The 18149-nt window shown below is 55.3% G+C and carries 19 protein-coding genes; all 19 read right to left on the reverse strand.

Going from position 1 to position 18149, the window contains the following annotated elements:
- Position 1 precedes the first annotated feature (1 nt).
- Positions 2–616 (reverse strand): imidazole glycerol phosphate synthase subunit HisH, encoded by a 615-nt coding sequence (locus tag CVU77_08435; protein PKN00811.1) that lies wholly within the window; start codon positions 614–616, stop codon positions 2–4.
- A gap of 35 nt (positions 617–651) precedes the next feature.
- Positions 652–1242 (reverse strand): imidazoleglycerol-phosphate dehydratase HisB, encoded by a 591-nt coding sequence (locus CVU77_08440; GenBank protein ID PKN00776.1) that lies wholly within the window; start codon positions 1240–1242, stop codon positions 652–654.
- The gene (hisD, locus tag CVU77_08445; GenBank protein PKN00777.1) at positions 1239–2456 is read right to left on the reverse strand and encodes a histidinol dehydrogenase; all 1218 of its coding nucleotides are present in this window, start codon (positions 2454–2456) and stop codon (positions 1239–1241) included. The genes CVU77_08440 and hisD overlap by 4 nt, the downstream gene beginning before the upstream one ends.
- An 87-nt stretch (positions 2457–2543) precedes the next feature.
- The gene (murA, locus tag CVU77_08450) at positions 2544–3800 is read right to left on the reverse strand and encodes a UDP-N-acetylglucosamine 1-carboxyvinyltransferase (GenBank protein ID PKN00778.1); all 1257 of its coding nucleotides are present in this window, start codon (positions 3798–3800) and stop codon (positions 2544–2546) included.
- 27 nt (positions 3801–3827) lie between these two features.
- Positions 3828–4712 (reverse strand): peptide chain release factor N(5)-glutamine methyltransferase, encoded by an 885-nt coding sequence (gene prmC, locus CVU77_08455; GenBank protein PKN00779.1) that lies wholly within the window; start codon positions 4710–4712, stop codon positions 3828–3830.
- Positions 4709–5836, reverse strand: a complete 1128-nt coding sequence (locus CVU77_08460; GenBank protein ID PKN00780.1) for a peptide chain release factor 1 — start codon at positions 5834–5836, stop codon at positions 4709–4711. Before CVU77_08460 ends, prmC begins: the two co-directional genes overlap by 4 nt.
- A 63-nt stretch (positions 5837–5899) precedes the next feature.
- On the reverse strand, positions 5900–6244 hold the full coding sequence (locus CVU77_08465; protein ID PKN00781.1) for a 50S ribosomal protein L31: 345 nt from the start codon (positions 6242–6244) through the stop codon (positions 5900–5902).
- Positions 6245–6289: 45 nt separating this feature from the next.
- Positions 6290–7648 carry a transcription termination factor Rho gene (locus tag CVU77_08470; protein PKN00782.1) on the reverse strand — a complete coding sequence of 453 codons (1359 nt, stop codon included), beginning with the start codon at positions 7646–7648 and terminating at the stop codon, positions 6290–6292.
- 228 nt (positions 7649–7876) lie between these two features.
- On the reverse strand, positions 7877–8965 hold the full coding sequence (locus CVU77_08475; protein PKN00783.1) for a hypothetical protein: 1089 nt from the start codon (positions 8963–8965) through the stop codon (positions 7877–7879).
- Positions 8962–10677, reverse strand: coding sequence for a proline--tRNA ligase (locus CVU77_08480; protein PKN00784.1), 1716 nt, complete (start codon positions 10675–10677; stop codon positions 8962–8964). The genes CVU77_08475 and CVU77_08480 overlap by 4 nt, the downstream gene beginning before the upstream one ends.
- A 5-nt stretch (positions 10678–10682) precedes the next feature.
- Positions 10683–11150, reverse strand: coding sequence for a transcription elongation factor GreA (locus CVU77_08485; GenBank protein ID PKN00785.1), 468 nt, complete (start codon positions 11148–11150; stop codon positions 10683–10685).
- Positions 11147–12235 carry a 4-hydroxy-3-methylbut-2-en-1-yl diphosphate synthase gene (locus CVU77_08490; GenBank protein ID PKN00786.1) on the reverse strand — a complete coding sequence of 363 codons (1089 nt, stop codon included), beginning with the start codon at positions 12233–12235 and terminating at the stop codon, positions 11147–11149. Before CVU77_08490 ends, CVU77_08485 begins: the two co-directional genes overlap by 4 nt.
- A 42-nt stretch (positions 12236–12277) precedes the next feature.
- On the reverse strand, positions 12278–13333 hold the full coding sequence (rseP, locus tag CVU77_08495) for an RIP metalloprotease RseP (protein PKN00787.1): 1056 nt from the start codon (positions 13331–13333) through the stop codon (positions 12278–12280).
- The gene (locus CVU77_08500) at positions 13318–14544 is read right to left on the reverse strand and encodes a 1-deoxy-D-xylulose-5-phosphate reductoisomerase (protein PKN00788.1); all 1227 of its coding nucleotides are present in this window, start codon (positions 14542–14544) and stop codon (positions 13318–13320) included. Before CVU77_08500 ends, rseP begins: the two co-directional genes overlap by 16 nt.
- A complete protein-coding gene (locus CVU77_08505; protein ID PKN00789.1) occupies positions 14541–15362 on the reverse strand; it encodes a hypothetical protein in 822 nt (273 codons plus the stop codon). The genes CVU77_08500 and CVU77_08505 overlap by 4 nt, the downstream gene beginning before the upstream one ends.
- A gap of 28 nt (positions 15363–15390) precedes the next feature.
- Complete coding sequence (locus CVU77_08510; GenBank protein PKN00790.1) at positions 15391–16074, reverse strand: hypothetical protein; 684 nt, start codon at positions 16072–16074, stop codon at positions 15391–15393.
- Positions 16075–16141: 67 nt separating this feature from the next.
- The gene (locus tag CVU77_08515) at positions 16142–16699 is read right to left on the reverse strand and encodes a ribosome recycling factor (GenBank protein ID PKN00791.1); all 558 of its coding nucleotides are present in this window, start codon (positions 16697–16699) and stop codon (positions 16142–16144) included.
- Positions 16700–16711: 12 nt separating this feature from the next.
- Positions 16712–17416: a UMP kinase gene (pyrH, locus tag CVU77_08520; GenBank protein PKN00792.1), complete on the reverse strand. Its 705-nt coding sequence runs from the start codon at positions 17414–17416 to the stop codon at positions 16712–16714.
- Between the two features lie 89 nt (positions 17417–17505).
- Positions 17506–18105 carry an elongation factor Ts gene (gene tsf / locus CVU77_08525; protein ID PKN00793.1) on the reverse strand — a complete coding sequence of 200 codons (600 nt, stop codon included), beginning with the start codon at positions 18103–18105 and terminating at the stop codon, positions 17506–17508.
- Between the last annotated feature and the right edge of the window lie 44 nt (positions 18106–18149).

Consider the following 18149-nt stretch of genomic DNA (forward strand, 5'->3'; position numbering starts at 1 on the left):
GTCAGGATATTCCCTCGACAAAGTTTTTGATTATCGCAAGACCGGCGTCGCCGCTTTTCTCCGGGTGAAACTGGCAGGCGAATGCCCTGCCAAAAGACACCGCCGAACAGAATTCCGCGCCGTAATCGCTTGAAAGAGCGGAGACCGACGGTGGATACGCTTTTTTTCTTTTACCTTCAAAAGCGGGAGCGTAGTAAGAGTGCACGAAATAAAAATAGTCCTTGTCGCTCAGATTCTTTACAACGGGCGGAGTCGGCAGTCCCGCCGCCGGCCGCGTAGTATTCCACCCCATGTGCGGCACAGGCAGTTTTGCGGAACTCGGAAATCTGCGGACATTCCCCGCAAGAATTCCCAGACCGCGCTCTTTTCCCTCCTGACTGCCGTCGAAAAGCAGCTGCAGCCCGAGACAAATGCCGAAAAACGGTTTACTGCCGATAAGCGTCGGCATCAATTTCCAAAGACCCTTGCGTTTCAGGTTGCCGACGGCGGCATCGAACGACCCCACACCGGGAAGCACCACGGCGTCTGCCGAGAATATTTTATTTTTGTCGTCGGAAACAGTAACCGAGGCGCCCATTTTTTCAAACGCCTTGGAAACGCTCCGGATATTGCCCATTCCGTAATCTATGACGCATACGCGCCGTTTTTTCTTCACAGTATTTTTTTTGTGGACGGCACGCCGCGGCGTCCGGGAATTCTTGCGGCCGCCTGAGCGAATGCCCTGGCGAAACCCTTAAAAACCGACTCGGCGATGTGATGATTCGTCTCGCCCGCCGCGTTTTTTATATGGAGCGTAATTCCCGACGACGAGACGAGCGCCTTAAAAAATTCTTTTATCAGAGAGTAATCGAACTCGCGGCCGCCCGCCGACGGACGCAAAAACTTTACATCGAAAGAAAGATGCGGCCTTCCGCTGAGATCTACGGCCACGTAGCTTATGGCCTCGTCCATGGGCATAAGAAAATTGCCGTATCTGGCGATTCCCGCCTTTTTTCCCAACGCCTCTTTGATGGCCGAGCCGAGCGTTATGCCCGCGTCTTCGACGAGATGGTGCGCGTCCACTTCGATATCGCCGGACGCGGCGACTTTTAAATCCGACGAAGAATGCTTCGAGAAAAGCGTAAGCATATGATCGAGAAAAGGCACCGACGTATCGACCGAGGATCTTCCGCGCCCGTCGATATCTATGGTTACGGTTATGCGTGTCTCGGCGGTATTTCTTCTTACTGTGGATTTTCTCATTTTTTCATCCTTTGCGCGGCAGCTCTCATGGACAAACTCCGCTCATGCCACACAAGACCTTCCGACGACGCCAAAATTCCGGCGGCGCGGTAAATCCTGCCGGCGGATTGCGACGGCGGCGCCTTCACGACGGACATTCTTTTAAGGAACGTGGCCGGCGAGAGCCCCGACGAGAATCTGGCCGAGGATGCCGTGGGCAGAACATGCGACGGCCCCGCGCAGTAGTCCCCGACGGCGGTCGGAGTGCCCGCGCCCAGAAATATCGCGCCGGCGTTCGAGATGGAATTCAGTAAAAGTGACGGTTTCGTAACCATAAGTTCGAGGTGCTCCGGAGCTATTTCGTCGACGAAACCGCAGGCCTTGCGGCCCGAAGCGACGCTGATTTTAACGCGGGAACGGTACTCCGACGGAATAAGCGCGCGGACGGCCGAAGCCAGACGCGACGTCGAAGCGAAGAGATATCCCACAGCCGACGGATCGTGCTCGACCTGCGCGCACAAATCGGCCGCGATCCACGAAGGCGGCGCCGAATCGTCGGCGATTATGGCCACTTCGCTGGGGCCGGCCAGCATATCTATGCCGACGTCGCCGAAGACCTGGCGCTTCGCCTCGGTGACAAAACTGTTGCCGGGACCCGCGATAATATCGGCGCGGGGGATGGTTTTTGTGCCGTATGCCGCGGCGGCTACCGCCTGCGCCCCGCCGGCCAGATAAATTTCGCTCACGCCCGAAACCCTGGCCGCGTAGAGCACCGCGGGCACGGCGTTGGGCGGCGGAGTGACGACATACACTCTTTCGACGCCGGCGGCCACCGCCGGCGCGGCGGTCATTATTACCGACGAAGGGTACGGATATCTTCCGCCCGGAACGTAGAGGGCGGCCGTTTTAACGGGTACAAACTTTTCAAAAATTTCGACCGCGGAACCGCGGCGACGGCCGGACGCGCGAGGCGCTTTTCTGATGCTTTCGGCGGCGCGGCGGGCGTACGCGCGCGCGTTCGACGCGGCGAAATCGATGGCTCTTTTAAGCTCCGGATCGAGTTTTGAGGCGGCTCCGTCGATGTCGGCGCGGCCGACGCGCATATCGGACGGGCTGAGCGAAATACCGTCGAACTTTTTTGTGTACGCGCACACGGCTTTGTCGCCGGAGGCGCGGACGTCCGAGATAATGCGGGAAACAATTTTATGAATATCCATAGGCGGATATTTTATCAAATTTTGTCGCAATGGCGGATAAAAGAAAACCGCCGCGAAAGCGGCGGATTATGCGGAAGTTTGTCCGCTGACCGGAAGGTGTTTAAATCAGGCGTGAACGCGCTTTACGCGCGCGCCCAGAAGACGCAGTTTACCGACGAGGTTTTCGTATCCCCTGTCGAGGTGGTATACGCGCAGAATTCTCGTGAGTCCTTTCGCGGCCAGACCCGCGAGCACGAGCGCGGCGCCGGCGCGCAAATCAGAGGCCATTACCGGGGCTCCCGAAAGCCCCTCGACGCCGGTAATACGAACGGTGTTTCCCGCGATATTCAGCGCGGCGCCGAGACGACTTAGCTCCGCGACATGCAAAAACCTGTTCTCGAAAACCGTCTCGGATATGCGCGAGGAACCCCGCGCCGCCGACATCAAAGCCATCCACTGCGCTTGAAGGTCCGTCGGAAAACCCGGATAAACCGCGGTTTTGACATCGACCGGTTTAAGATGCCGCTTTCCGGCGGCCGCCCTGATGAAATCCGCCCCCGTCGATATCTTCACGCCCGCGGCGGAAAGTTTTTTAAGAAACGCCGCCAGATGCGACGGATCGGCGCCCTGCGCCGTGACATCGCCGCCGGTTATGGCCGCGGCGGCCAGATACGTCGCCGCCTCGATTCTGTCGGGAATTACCCTGTGACGGACGCCGCCCAGACGTCGCACGCCGCGTATTTTTATTCTGCCGGACGCCGCGCCGGATATATCGGCGCCCATCGACGAGAGCATGGCGCACAAGTCACCTATTTCGGGCTCGCGGGCGGCGTTTTCCAGCACGGTTATGCCGTCGGCAAGAGTAGCGGCCATCACAAGATTTTCCGTGGCGCCCACGCTCGGATATCTCAGACGGATACGCGCGCCGCGAAGCCGTCGGGCGCTCATCTCGACATAGCCGCCCTTGAGATCTACGGCGGCTCCCATTTTTTTGAATCCTTCAAGGTGAATATCCACTGGCCGCGCGCCGATGGCGCACCCGCCGGGCAATGATATGCGGACTTTTTTATATCTGGCCAAAACGGGCCCCGCCATAAGAATACTGGCGCGCATCCGTCTTACGAGGTCATAAGGTATTTCGCCGCCGGTCAAATCGCCCGGAGTGATTGCGCACGAGCGCTTATCCCATTTTACGCGCTTGCCGAAACGCTCCAGCAAAGACACCGAATCGAGCGTGTCATTAAGTCGCGGAAGATTTTCAAGAATGATTTTATCGTCGGTAAGAATAGAGGCGAAGAGTTCGGGCAGGGCCGCGTTCTTTGAACCCGAAACAGCGACTTTGCCCTTCAGTTTTTTACCGCCGTTAATGAGTATGGAATCCATTTTTTACTCCCGCGAAAATCAGCATGTCTACGGACGGCGGGCGCAAATTACCCTGTCGACGCCGCCGTAATCCCTTTTTGCCGACACGTCCCGATAGTCGAATTCCGCCAAAATGGCGGACACCGGCTCTTTTTGTCCCGGACCTACTTCAAAAAAAACAACGCCGCCGCGAGACAGAAAAAATCCGGCGGCCGGAATAATCTTTCTGTAAAAATCAAGTCCGTCGCGACCGCCCGCAAGCGCGCCTCTGGGCTCGTATTCGGCGACTTCTTTCGATAAACCGTTTATTTCACCGTCGCATACGTACGGCGGGTTCGATACGATGATATCGAAATATTCCAGAAATTTGCCGGTATTTTCAAACGGCGAAAAAATATCGCCGCTGTAAACGGCAAGCTTCTGATATACTCCGTTGGCAAGCGCGTTCTGACAGGTTTTGAGCACCGCGCCGTAGGAAATATCGACGGCGCTTACAATCGAGCGTTCCACGTTTTTAGCCACTGCCACCGATATATTGCCGCAACCGCATCCGATATCCAGTATCCTCACGTCTCGCGAAGGCCGCGACGCCGCAAGAGCGTCGGCCGCCTTGATAACTTCTTCGACAAGAATCTCCGTTTCGCGGCGCGGGATAAGACAGTTCTCGTCGACAAAAAACTCCATGCCGTAAAAATCCCTGCGGCCTGTCAGATACGACGAGGGCTTCCCTTTTCCCCTCTCGATTATCATGCCGCGCAGAATCGAAAGCGTCTTATCTCCGACGGGCTCGTCGCGTTTTGAAAGCATCGAGGTGTGGCCGAGCATCAGCACGCTCGACACTATGTACTCCGCCTCTATGGCGGCGTCGGCCACGCCGCGCTTTTGCAGGTATTCCGCGCCGAGACGCAGAATTTCGCCTAATGTTCTTTTCATTTTTTTTCGCCGGAGGCGGGATTTTCAGCCGAAGATTCTTTCATATCCTCCGACAGACGGGCAAACGCTTTTTCGGACGCGGCTTCCGCGAGTTTAGTGACAAGTTCGTCGAGGCATCCTTCCATCACGTCGGGAAGATTGTGAACGCTGTAATTAATTCTGTGGTCGGTGAGACGGTTTTGCGGAAAATTGTACGTCCGTATTTTTTCGGAGCGGTCGCCGGTGCCTATCTGTTTTTTTCTTAAATCGGCGCGGACGCTTTCCTGCCGCATCCTCTCGGCGTCCTGTATTCGCGCGCGCAAAAGTTTCATCGCCTTGGCTCTGTTTTTTATCTGAGAGCGGTCTTCCTGGGACGCCACGACGAGACCCGTGGGTATATGAGTTATACGAACCGCCGAGTCGGTTTTATTGACGTGCTGGCCGCCCGCGCCGGATGCTCTGTAGGTGTCTATTCTGAGATCTTTTTCGTCGATTTTGACGTCGACGTCGTCGGCTTCGGGCATCACGGCCACGCTTACCGCGGACGTGTGTATGCGTCCGGATGCTTCGGTCGCCGGCACCCTTTGAACACGATGCACCCCGCTCTCAAAACGCAGATATTTCCCCGCGCCGGCGCCTTTTACGGTAAAAATAATTTCCTTGAATCCGTGCAGGTCGGTGGGACTGGAATCGTAGATTTCTATTTCCATTCCGTGCGCGTCGGCAAAGCGGGAATACATCCTGAAAAGTTCTCCGGCAAAAATGGCGGCCTCTTCGCCGCCGGTTCCGGCGCGGATTTCTATAATTACGTTTTTGGATTCGGCAGGGTCGGGAGGGACAAGCGCGAGACGCAGGGATTTTTGGACTTTTGAGAGTTCGGATTCAAGCGAAGCGATTTCTTCTTTGGCCAGCTCGGCGAGATTGGGATCGCCCTTTTCGTGAGCTTCCGTTATAAGTGTTCGCGAGGAAGCCATATCGGCTTCCAGTGTTCTTGCGCGCCGCGCAAGCTCGACGGCGGGCTTTATTTCCGAGAGTTCTTTCACCGCGGCAAGGTAGGCCTCGCCGTCGGTGGACGTCGCCTCGCGGCAGAGACGTTCCTCTATCCGGTTATAACGCGCTTCGAGTTTATTGAGGTAGTCAAGCATGAACGTCGCGGACGGATTGCGCGAAAACCTGTTGCGGAGACGGACGAACGCGAGCCGGATTTATTATTCTTTCGTCTTTTTTTTCTTGAGGGCGGCCGTGCGGTCTTTCGGAACGGACGTCGAAAGAATTTTAATCTTCTGCTTTTTGGCGGAAGGTTTCTTGACAACGGCGGACGTTCTGGCGACTTTTTTAAGTTTCTTTTCCTCGGACTTCTGCGAGGTCTTCTTCATAAATCTGTCGACGCGGCCGGCGGAGTCCACCAGTTTCTGTTTGCCCGTGAAGAACGGATGGCATTCGCTGCAAATGTCGAGTTTGATGTCGGAAATAGTGGAGCGCGTGCGGAAGACGTTGCCGCAGGCGCATTTTACCGTGGTGATTTCGTACTTCGGATGTATTCCTTCTTTCATTATTATATCCTCCGATATTGAGCCGGTATTATACTAAATTATGCCTCACTCGCCGAAAGATTCGATGAGTTTAAGGAAGTCCTTGTTGTTCTTTGTCGCCGACAAACGCTCCAGCAACTGTTCCATCGCGTCCGTAGGATTGAGCGCCACCAGCGCCTTGCGAAGACCCCAGATTCTCTTAAGGTCGTCGTCGGCCACGAGCAATTCTTCCTTGCGCGTTCCGGAACGGTTTATATCGATGGACGGGAATATCCTGCGGTCCGCCAGACGTCTGTCGAGATAGACCTCCATGTTGCCGGTGCCCTTGAATTCTTCAAAGATAACGTCGTCCATACGCGAACCGGTTTCAATAAGAGACGTGGCGATTATGGTGAGCGAACCGCCTTCCTCTATGTTGCGCGCAGTGCCGAAAAATCTTTTCGGACGCTGAAGAGCGTTGGAATCAAGACCGCCCGAAAGCACCCTGCCCGACGAAGGCGTCACCGTATTGAACGCTCTGGCCAGACGGGTTATGGAGTCCAGCAATATCACGACGTCGTTGCCGTGCTCGACGAGGCGTTTGGCCTTTTCAATTACCATTTCGGCTATCTGAATATGGCGTTCCGCGGGCTCGTCGAAGGTGGAAGCGATTACTTCCCCTTTTACCGAGCGTTGCATATCCGTGACTTCTTCGGGACGCTCGTCGATAAGAAGCACGATAAGCACTACGTCGGGGTGATTTGTCGTAAGCGAATTGGCTATTTTTTGCATCAACACCGTTTTGCCGGTGCGGGGCGCCGCGTTTATAAGCGCGCGCTGACCCATGCCGATGGGCGTGACAAGATCAAGCACGCGGGTGGCGAGTTCCGTTTTGGCAGTTTCCAGAATAAATCTTTTCTGAGGATAAAGCGGCGTGAGGTTGTCGAAGTACGGCCTTTCGCGGACTTTGGCAAGATCGGTATTGCCGTTGACGGAGTCGACCTGCAAAAGCGCGAAGTAGTGCTCGTTGGAATCCGGTTTCGGCGGACGGACTATGCCTCCGACGGTATCGCCTTTCCTCAGGCCGAACTTTTTTATCTGCGAGTGCGATATATAAATATCGTCGGGCCCCTGAAGGTAGTTATTGTTGGGGGAGCGCAAAAAGCCGTAGCCCTCCGGATGTATCTCAAGAACTCCTTCGTCGTAGACCGACTGGCTGGAACGGGTCTGCGCCTCGATAATTTTGGCGATGAGTTCCTGTTTTTTGAGAGTGGACGTGGAATCGAGTTTGAGTTCCCTGGCCAGATCCAAAAGCTCCGTGACTTTCTTTTTGCTTAAAGTCGTCGCGTCAAGCGGCTGTTGTGACATCTTGGGTGTTCCTCCGTTGGAATGATGGTTATTATCGAAGTTACTGCGATGGTTATCGTCGCGAATAGTGTGCGGCATAGGCGGGGCGGTGTTTCTGCCTCAGGCAAAGAGAACTCGTTTTTGCACGGTTTGATTTATAAGTTTTAAGGGTTATGGCGATCGGATGCCGCCGGAAAAGTTCTAAGTGATATGGGGGATTTGTATTGAAAGCCCTTCAAAAGGACGCTAAACGATGGTGAATTATACATTTTTGGCCGAGAGTATGTCAAATAATTTTTGTCGACGGAAAAATATATCGCGGCGGCGTCAGCCGAGCCATTTCGGCGCGGATACCGACCGCGAAACGGCGGCACGGCCGCGGTGCGCCGAGATTCTTTTGAGGTATTTTCTCTCCTCGACGTACGGAGCGGAGGCGGCCAGACGAAAAGCGGCGGCGTATATTTTTTTGTCGAACGATTTACTGAGCATCTCCAGATAGAGAGACAGCAGCCCGCGCTCGTCACGCGCGCGGCGGAATAACACGGCGGCCCGTCCATAGGAGGCCGCGCCTTTCCCCTTCCCCGAGAGCGTTTCCAGACATCCGCCGATGCCCTTATATACGAAGGCCAGCGACGAGAAGTCGCCGGTTCGCGCGTAAATCGCGGCGGAACGTTTATAAAGCGCAAGCGCCTCGCGGGAACGTCCGAGCGCCTTAAGCGCGTTGGCCGTGCCGCAAAGGGAATACGCTTTGCCGTAAGCGTCGCGGGTTCTTGCGAAAATGCGGCCCGCGGCGCGATAGCTTTCCAGAGAACGGCAAACGTCACCGCCTGCGCGAAGAGCCCCGCCAAGGCCGCACAGGGCGAAACCTTCGCCGTCGGAGCGTCGAAGGCGGGCGAATATTTTTTTTGACTCCCGCAGCGCTCCGGCCGCGGCCGGAAGGTCCCCCTTAAATCGTAAACACATTCCGATGTGCCATAGTATGAAGCCCTCGGCTTCTTTGTCGCCTCGACGGCGCGCATCGCTCAAGAGCTTTTTGAGCTGCAACAGCGCGGCGGAATATTTGCCGGCAGCTTTGTCGCAAAGCGCCGCGCCGGTGCGGGCGTCGTCGGCTAAACCGGCAGTGTCGTCGGCGGAAAGCCGTCGGCCGGACAAACTCCGACCCGACTTTGAAGTCGAGATTCTTCGGAGCGCGGAAAGATAGATTTTTTTTGCCGCGGAGATGTCGCCCGTAATTCTGAGGCAGTCGCCCACGGCGCACATGGCGCGGAATTTGTAATTATCGGACGCGGCGGCGGCCAGGGCTATAGACCTGTAAGCGCGCGAAGCCGACGGATAATCGCCGGCGGCGCGCAGATTGTCGGCTCGAAGGAAAACCGCGTCGATTGATGAGTTTTTACGCTGTGCGGATGGTTTCACTTTATTCCGATGGCCTTAATAGCGGTTTCGGCGGCTTCGGCGACGGTGACGTCGACGGATGTTTTTTCTTTGCGGAGGCGAAGTTCCACGAGGCCCTCGGCGAGTTTTTTGCCCACCGTCACCCGAACGGGAAATCCTATCAGGTCGGCGTCCTTGAACTTTACGCCGGGACGTTCGGCGCGGTCGTCGAGAACGGCTTCCACGTCCGCGGCGATGAGTTTGTCGTATATCGCTTCGGCGACGGCCATTATTTTTTCGTCGCCGGTGTCGACGGGAACCACAACCGCCTGATACGGAGCTATCGGAACGGGCCAGATAATGCCGTCGGCGTCGTTGGACTGTTCTATCGCGGCGGCGACCATTCTTGAAACTCCGATACCGTAGCAGCCCATAATAAAATGAACCTGTTTGCCTTCGGCGTCCAAAAACACGGCGTTGAGCGCCTCGGAATACTTCTTCCCGAGCTTGAAGGTGTGACCCACTTCGATGCCGCGCGAGAAAGATAGTTTTTCGCGGCGGCAGCGCGGACAGACATCGCCTTCGGCGACGAGCGCCAGATCAAGAATGCCGTCGGGGGCGAAATCGCGGCCTATGTTGATGCCCGTGACGTGATAATCGGTTTTGTTGGCGCCAGAGACGCCGTTGACTATCGAGCGGACGGAGTTATCGGCCAGGAGCAGGTTTATCTTTTGATTTTTGGGGACGGGCCCGGCGAAACCGGCGGCGGCGCCGGTAATTTCGGCGACGGCCTCAGGCGCAGCGAGTTCGACTTCGGCGGCGCCGAGTCGTTCGGCGAGTTTGGCCTCGTTTATGCCGCGGTCGCCTCTTATCAAAACCATAACGACTTTATCCTGCGCCCTGTAAATAAGTGTTTTTATAAATTTTTCCGGCGGTAACTTGAGGAATTCGCCGACTTGCCCGACGGAACGTTTGCCCGGAGTATGGACTTCTTTAAGCGATTCCAAAGATTCGTCGGATGCCGCGGGAGCGTCTGCGGGCAGACATTCGGCTTTCTCGACATTCGCGCCGTAACCGCAGGAGCAATGCGCGATGAGTTCCTCGCCCGTCGACGCCAGCACCATAAATTCGTGGGAATGACGTCCGCCTATGGCTCCGGTCGCCGCCTCGACGGCGCGGTAATCGAAGCCGCAGCGGTCGCAAATTCTCTTGTACGCGTCGAACACTTTTTCGTAATACTTTTCGGCGTCTTCCTCGGAGGCGTGGAAAGAGTACGCGTCTTTCATCAGAAATTCCCTGGCGCGCATCACGCCGAAACGCGGCCGTATTTCGTCGCGGAATTTCGTCCCGAACTGATAAAGCATAAGAGGCAATTCTTTGTACGAGCGCACGTCTCTGCGCACTATGTCGGTTATGACTTCTTCGTGCGTCGGCCCGAGACAAAAATCGGAGTTCTTGCGATCTTTCAGACGGAAAAGTTCTTTTCCGTAAACACCCCAGCGTCCGGTTTCTTCCCAGAGTTCCCGCGGTTGAAGGATGGGCAGAGACACTTCCTGCCCGCCGGCGCGGTTCATTTCTTCCCTGATGATATTTTCGACTTTCTTCAACACTCTGAGTCCGACGGGCAGCCATTCATAGAGACCGCTTGAGAGTTTGCGGAGCATTCCCGCGCGCGACATCAGTTTTATGGAAACGTTGTCGGCGTCGGACGGCGGGTTTTTAAGAGTGGGAACGAATATTTGCGAGTATCTCATAACCTTTATGCCACCGCCATTATTTTAAATTTGAGCACTCCGGCGGGAACCCGTATCTCGACGGTATCGCCCGCTTTTTTTTCAAGCAGACCGTCGCCTATGGGAGACATGGCCGATATTTTGCCGGCGTCTATGTCGATTTCTTCCGGATCCACCAGTTGATATTCTATTTCCGCTCCGCTGTCGATGTTTTTAAGTTTTACCGTCGAACCCAGAAATATTTTGCCGTCGGGCGACACCTTGCTTTTATCTATCACTCTGGCGCTGTTGAGTTTCGAGCCCAGATCGAATATTCTTCTGTCAAGTTTCGCCAGGGCCTCCTTAGTGGAGTGATATTCGGCGTTTTCCCTCAAATCCCCCATTTGACGCGCCTCTTCAAGATGCCTGACGAGTTGCGGACGGCGTTGCTTTAACTCTTCGTATTCCGCCGTCAGTTTAGCCAATCCTTCTTTTGTAAGATACGAGTGTCTCATTTTTTCCTTCCCGCAAGAACGGCCGCCTCAAGCGCCAGGGTTTTTATCCATCTTGACGACGGAGACGGCGCTTTTCCGACGGGAACTCCTTTCTTGAAAATAATGCCCTCGCGGCCGGCGGCGGCTATGCCCACATCGGCTTCACGGGCCTCTCCGGGACCGTTGACGACGCAGCCCATAACGGCCACTTTTACCGTGGGAGCGTCGGGACGGAAACTGATTTTTTTCAGTTCGGCGGAGAGCGCGGCTGAAACCGCGGCGACATCGGCGACCGTGCGGCCGCAAGTGGGGCAGGAGATTATATCAAATCCGCCCCGCCTTAGTCCCAGCGAGCGCAGGATGGCGTAACCTTCATCGACCTCGTTTTCGGGCGGGGCACTCAGAGAAACCCGCAGAGTGTCGCCCAGTCGCAGATAAAGAAGTATGCCGATACCCACGGCGGATTTAATCGACCCGGGGCCCGGAGGGCCGGATTCCGTAATACCTATATGAAGAGGATAATCGGAACCTCGGGCGAATATTTTATACGCTTCCACCGTCGTAGGAACATCGGACGCTTTGAGAGACACGACTATGTCGCCGAAGTCCATATTTTCAAGAACCGCGCAATATTTCCGCGCGGCGGAGGCGACAGCCATGGCTTTTTTCTCGACGGAAAGCCCGCGACCCTGCGCGCTTTTGAGCGAACCGGTGTTAACGCCTATTCTTATGGGAATACCGGCGGACTTGGCCTCGTCGACAACCGCTTTAAGACGGTCTTTGGGCATATTGCCCGGGTTAATTCTTATCTTGTCGGCGCCGGATTTAATTGATTCTATCGCAAGAACCGCATCGAAATGGATGTCTGCGACAACGGGTATGGGCGAGGATTTTTTTATTCTTCTGATCGCGCGGGCGGCTTCGATATCGGGCACAGCCACGCGGATTATTTCGCAACCGGCATCGGCCAGCGAGCGTATTTGTTTTATCGTGGCCGCCGTGTCGCGCGTGTCGGTTTTGGTCATGCTCTGCACGCGCACGGGGGCGCCGCCGCCCAAAGTTACGCCGCCGACGGTAACACGCCTGGTTTTATCTCTCGTAAACATCACGTTTTTCCGCCTCTTTCCGCCGCCTCTTGACTCTTGCTTCTATCCTCTGTGCATCAGCCGCGCAATGTCGCCGTACGTAACGTACAAAAACAAAGATATGATGAATGCCAGGCCGACGGTGTTGATTCTGGCCATTATTTTTTCGTTCAGAGATTTTTTCGTGATGCCCTCAAAAAGAAAAAAAACGGAAAGTCCTCCGTCGAGCATGGGTATGGGAAGAAGATTAAACAGGGCCAGCGCGTTAGATATGAGGGCAATGTATGAAATAAAAACGGCGGTTCCGCGGGATGCGGCCTTTCCCAGTTCTCCGACGATACCTACGGGGCCCGAAAGTTCCGGCTTCTGCCAGTTTACCAGACGGTCCCAAAGATAGGCCAGCGTGATATAATTAAGAAACACCGACTGCTTTGCGCCCAGATAAACCGAGCGGAACAGTCCCGCCTTCTGCGTTGTCACCGACGGACTTATGCCTATAAGTCCCACGCCTTTCGCGCGCTTTCCGTCAGTCACGAGCGACTTAAAAAATCTTTTGCCATCGCGCTCAACGCCGAGACGCACCGGCAAATCCGGACGCGCGTGTATCTCGGAGGCAAGGTCGCGCCATGTGGAGACATCTTTCCCTTCGACGGAAAATATCCTGTCGCCGGAAACCAGGCCGGCCGATGCGGCCGGCATATCGTCGGCCAGAACTCCGATGACGGGTTCCTCGGAAACTACGCCCACGCCGCCGGCGTATATCAACGCCGAGAAAAGCAGAACCGCAAAAATCAGATTCATAGCGGCGCCCGAAACCGTAACGAATATTCTTTTATACCACGGCTGATAGAAGAATTCGCCGGGGGCCGCCTTCTCGCGCGATATTTCCTCGCCGGCGAGTTTTACCATTCCGCCCACGGGGAAAACACCCAGACCGTAGCGGGTGCCGCCGTATGTAAAACCCAGGAATTCCGGGCCCAGCCCCAGAAAAAATTTCTCAACTTTGACGCCTATGCGCTTTGCGGCCAGAAAATGTCCGAGTTCGTGGACGAATATGACAACGCCCAAAGCGCCGACTATTTGATACACCTTTATGATAAAACCTATCGCCTTATGCATTCTGATGCCCTTCCTCTGGCCGATTTATCGGCTTCTATGATTTCGTCCAGCGACGGATTCTTCGACCTGTTTGAATAGGCGCCCATCGTCTTGACTATGATTCCCGGTATGTCTCCGAAAGCCGCGCGGCCGGCAAGAAACGCGCCGACGGCAACTTCGTTGGCGGCATTCATTACGGCGGGCATTATCCCCCCCGCGCAACCGGCCGAAATGGCTAAGTCGAAGCACGGAAAATCGGAAAAATCGGGTTTCTTAAAATCAAGCCGGCCCACGTTTCCCAGAGACAGCCGGCTCAGTCCGCTGGCCCGGCGGGCGGGATATGTAAGCGCGTATTGTATGGCATAGCGCATATCCGTAGGAGACATTTGGGCCAGGACGGATCCGTCGACGAATTCGACCATCGAATGAACTATCGACTGCGGATGAATTACCGTCGATATTTTGTCGTACGGCAGCCCGAAAAGATGGTGCGCCTCGATTACTTCGAGACCTTTGTTCATAAGGGTCGCCGAATCGACGGTTATTTTTTTTCCCATCTTCCACGTGGGATGTTTAAGAACTTCGGCGACGGAAACTCCCGTTTTGTTTCTGCCGTAAAGCGACCCGCCGGAAGCGGTGATGATTATGCTCCTTACGTCTTCGGAGCGGCGTCCTTCGAGACACTGGAAAATCGCGGAATGCTCGGAATCCACGGGGATGATTCGGGGATACTCGCCTATGGCCAGCCCTCCGGACGCGCTCGCGGCGGACCGGCCTTTCCGACGCACATCCGCGGCGCGGCGCGACGGTATTTTGGTTTTGACGCGCTTCCTTATGTAATCGCCCGCGATTACCACGGATTCTTTGTTCGCCAGCGCCACGATCTTTCCGGCCGCCAGCGCCGAGGCCAAAGGATATATTCCCACCGCTCCCACGACGGCGTTAAAAACTATGTCGGACGACGGCATGGCCGCTATCGCCGCAAGGCCTTCGTTGCCGCTCAGGAATCTGAAACCCATTGCTTTGGCTTCGGCGGACGAAGGCGCTCCTTCGTCGGGCGAAGCCACACAGACAAAGCGCGGGCGGAACTCCCTTATCTGCCCCTTAAGAATCCGCGAATATTTGCCGGCGGCCAGAGCCGTTATGCGGAATTCGCCGGGGCGAGAGCGCGCGACACGCAGCACGTTTTTTCCTATGGAACCGGTGGAACCCAGAAGCGCTATATTTTTCATTTGAACATTACCAGATAGTAATAAACGAGCGGCGCGGTGAAGATGAAGGAATCAAATCTGTCGAGCATTCCGCCGTGACCGGGCAATAGCGTGTCGGAATCTTTTATGTCGGCGTCGCGCTTGATGAGCGACTCGGACAAGTCGGAGAACTGTGAGAACACGGCTATGAAAAATCCCAGAACGGCCAGTTCCATCACCGTGACGTAGGCGCCCATAAGCATTTTTCCGGCCACGGCCGCGGATACCGCGCCGGCCGCAAGGGCGGCGATGAGACCTTCGACGGATTTTTTGGGGCTTATCGCCGAGGCGAGACGGTTCCTGCCGAATTTTACGCCGAAAAAATACGCTGCGGTGTCGAGTATCCATATCACCGCAAACAGCAAAAGCACCCATTCCCTGCCGTACGGATTGATATCGCGCATTTTGCCCAGATGAGCCAGCGCCCAGGGCATCAGGAATATCCCGTAGAAAGTAACGCCGATTCTGCCGACGGCGCCCGAGACATCGCCGCGAAAAAGTTCTATGGCGTTAAGAGCCATCAGCACGACGGTAAGGGTTATGGCCGCCAGTTGATGGTCGGCCTTTTGGCTGAAAGCCGTGGAAGACGCGAACAGCGCGACGAAAACCAGGTATCCGCCCACTATTCCGGGAATTACCCGCGGAGCGTAACCGGCCTTGCGGGCAATCAGAAAAAATTCGTTAAGCGAAAAAAGCGTGATGCCGCTGACAAGTATAAAATACGGTATCCCGCCCCACCAAAGAGAGAGTATAATCAGGGGAATGCCGACGACGGCTGTAAGTATTCTGGGCAGTATCATTATTGTTCTCCCTCGGACGACGACGGATTCAGATGCGCCCGTAGCGCCGCAAACGTCCGGAGAACTCCTTAATAGCCAGCAGGAGCTCGTCCTTATCAAAGTCAGGCCACAAAGTATCGGTCAAATAAAATTCCGAGTAGGCGATTTGAAACAAAAGAAAATTTGAGATGCGCTGTTCGCCGGATGTCCTTATCACAAGGTCGGGATCGGGCATATCGCCCGTATAGAGGTAGCGGCGGAAGATTTTTTCATCGACGTTTTTAACGCCGTCGGCCGCTATCGAATTGACCGCGCGGATTATTTCCTGACGGGAGCCGTAGTTAAGCGCTATATTGAAAATCAGCCCCGTGTTGGCCGCGGTATCGGAGGATATCTGCTCGGCGGCCTTGCGGGCGGCGGCGGGCAGGCGCGACAAATCGCCGATTATGTTGACTTTTACGTTGTTTGACGCTATGCGGCGGCCCTCTTTGCGCACGTACTCGCGCAGAAGAGACATCAAAGCGGAAACTTCGGCTCGGGGACGCTCCCAGTTTTCCGTGGAGAAAGAGTATACGGTCAGATATTTTATGCCTATTTCCGACGACGCCTCGACAATGGCCGTAAGCGCCTTCATGCCGGCGCGGTGTCCCAGAACCCGCGGCAACCCGCGACGGGCGGCCCACCGGCCGTTGCCGTCCATTATTATGGCCACGTGAGACGGAATATTAGACATTCGGGAAGTATCGGACGGCCGCAGCCGATTATGTAAAACCAAAAAAAGCGGCGATGGGCCTGAGGGACTATTCCTTGATTTCTTTTTCTTTGAGCGCCAGGAATTCGTCTATTTTTTTTATGTAGGCGTCGGTGAGCTTCTGCACGTCGGTGTCGAGTTTTTTTCTGGCGTCTTCGGACAGCGAACTTTCTTTCTCGAGTTTTTTCGATTTTTCAAGAGCGTCCCGCCGCTCATTGCGCACGGCCACTCTGAAATCCTCGGCCAGTTTATGGGCGGACTTAACGAGTTCCCCCCGGCGCTCCTGCGTAAGAGGCGGAAGTCCCAGACGTATCGCTTTGCCGTCGTTTTGAGGCGTGATGCCGAGTTCGGATTTGAGTATCGCCTTTTCTATGGCGGGAAGCTGCGAAACATCCCACGGCCTTATCTCGATAGTTCGCGGCTCGGGCACGGAAATAGAGGCCAGCTGGTTAACGCTCATCATGGAACCGTATGACTCTACCTTTACGTTGTCGAGCAGCGAAGCGGTCGCGCGGCCGGTGCGCACGGACGCCAATTCGCCGCGAAACTTCTCCACGGTCTTTTTCATTAAATCTTCGCAAAAAGAAATTACCTGTTTGGGATCCATTGTTTTTTCCTCTTATTTCGGCGAAGCGGTCACGAGCGTGCCGATTTTTTTTCCTGCGACTATCTGCGAGAGACCGCCGCGGAGGGCGAAATCGTAAACAAGCACGGGCAGATTGCCTTCCCTGCACAGCGCGAAAGCCGCCGCGTCCATTATGCCCAGGCGCTTGGCTATGGCCTCGTCGAAAGTGACATTTTCGTATTTTTTTGCCGAAGGATTTTTGCGCGGGTCGGAATCGTAAACGCCGTCGACCTGAGTGGCCTTTACAAGCAAGTCGGCGCCTATTTCAAGAGCGCGCGAGGCGGCCGCGGTGTCGGTGGTAAAAAACGGACGTCCCGTGCCGCCGGCGAAAATCACGACTTTACCGCCGGAAAGAAGTCCGCGCACATTGTCGCAGGAATCCGCCTCAAGCGACGGGCCGTCGGACAGAGCCGAAACTACCGCCGACGGAACCTTGACGGCCGCAAGCGCTTCTTTTACGGCCAACGCGTTGACGACTGTGGCGTACATTCCTATGTAATCCGCGGCGGCGCGCTCTATGGCCGTCTGCCTTCCGCCGCGCCAGATGTTTCCCCCGCCCACGACGACCGCTATTGCGGCGTTCGAGGCGGCATCCTTGATTTCGGAAGCCACAAGCGCCAGCGAGGCGGCGTCGAGCGGGCCGGACTCGCCGGATAATGTCTCTCCCGAAAGTTTAAGCAGGATGCGTTTAGGTTTCATTATTTTTTTAAGCGAGATTGCTTTCCCCGCTTGCGCGGGGGCGGACTGTCAAGCAGGGGCGTATAATTATACGCCCCTACAACTCCGTCTCATTCCTCGCCCAGACGGAAACGGGCGAATTTCTTTACGACTATATTCTCGCCGATCTTTGAGACGGCGGCGGTTATTATGTCTTTAACTTTTGTTTTGCCCGAAGGTTCCCTCATATGGGGCTGCTCCAACAGGCAGACCTGCGCGTAAAACTTGTCGAGTTTGCCGGGCATTATCTTTTCTATAACGGCATCGGGCTTCTTTTCTTCTTTGAGCTGATGAGCGTATATTTCGCGCTCCTTTTCGACAACGTCGGCGGGCACGTCCTCTTTTTTTATCCAGAGGGGATTGGCGGCCGCTATTTGCATGGCAATTTCCTTGACGAGCGCCTGAAACTCGGGCAGTCGGGCCACGAAGTCGGTTTCGCAGTTGACTTCGATCAAAACGCCCAGCTTGCCGCCTGCGTGTATGTAGGATTCTACCAAGCCCTGCCCCGTCGCGCGGGTCGATTTCTTCACGGCCATCGCAAGGCCTTTTTTTCTGAGCGCTTCTATGGCTTTGGTAATGTCTCCGCCCGATTCCTGAAGGGCTTTTTTGCAATCGACTATTCCGGCTCCCGTCATAGAGCGTAATTTTTGGATGTTTTCCACGGTAGGCATTTATATCATCTCCTTAATTTAAGATACGGCGGGCGAAACTTGAG

It is taken from the genome of Elusimicrobia bacterium HGW-Elusimicrobia-1 (assembly GCA_002841695.1).
GTDB lineage: Bacteria > Elusimicrobiota > Endomicrobiia > PHAN01 > PHAN01 > PHAN01.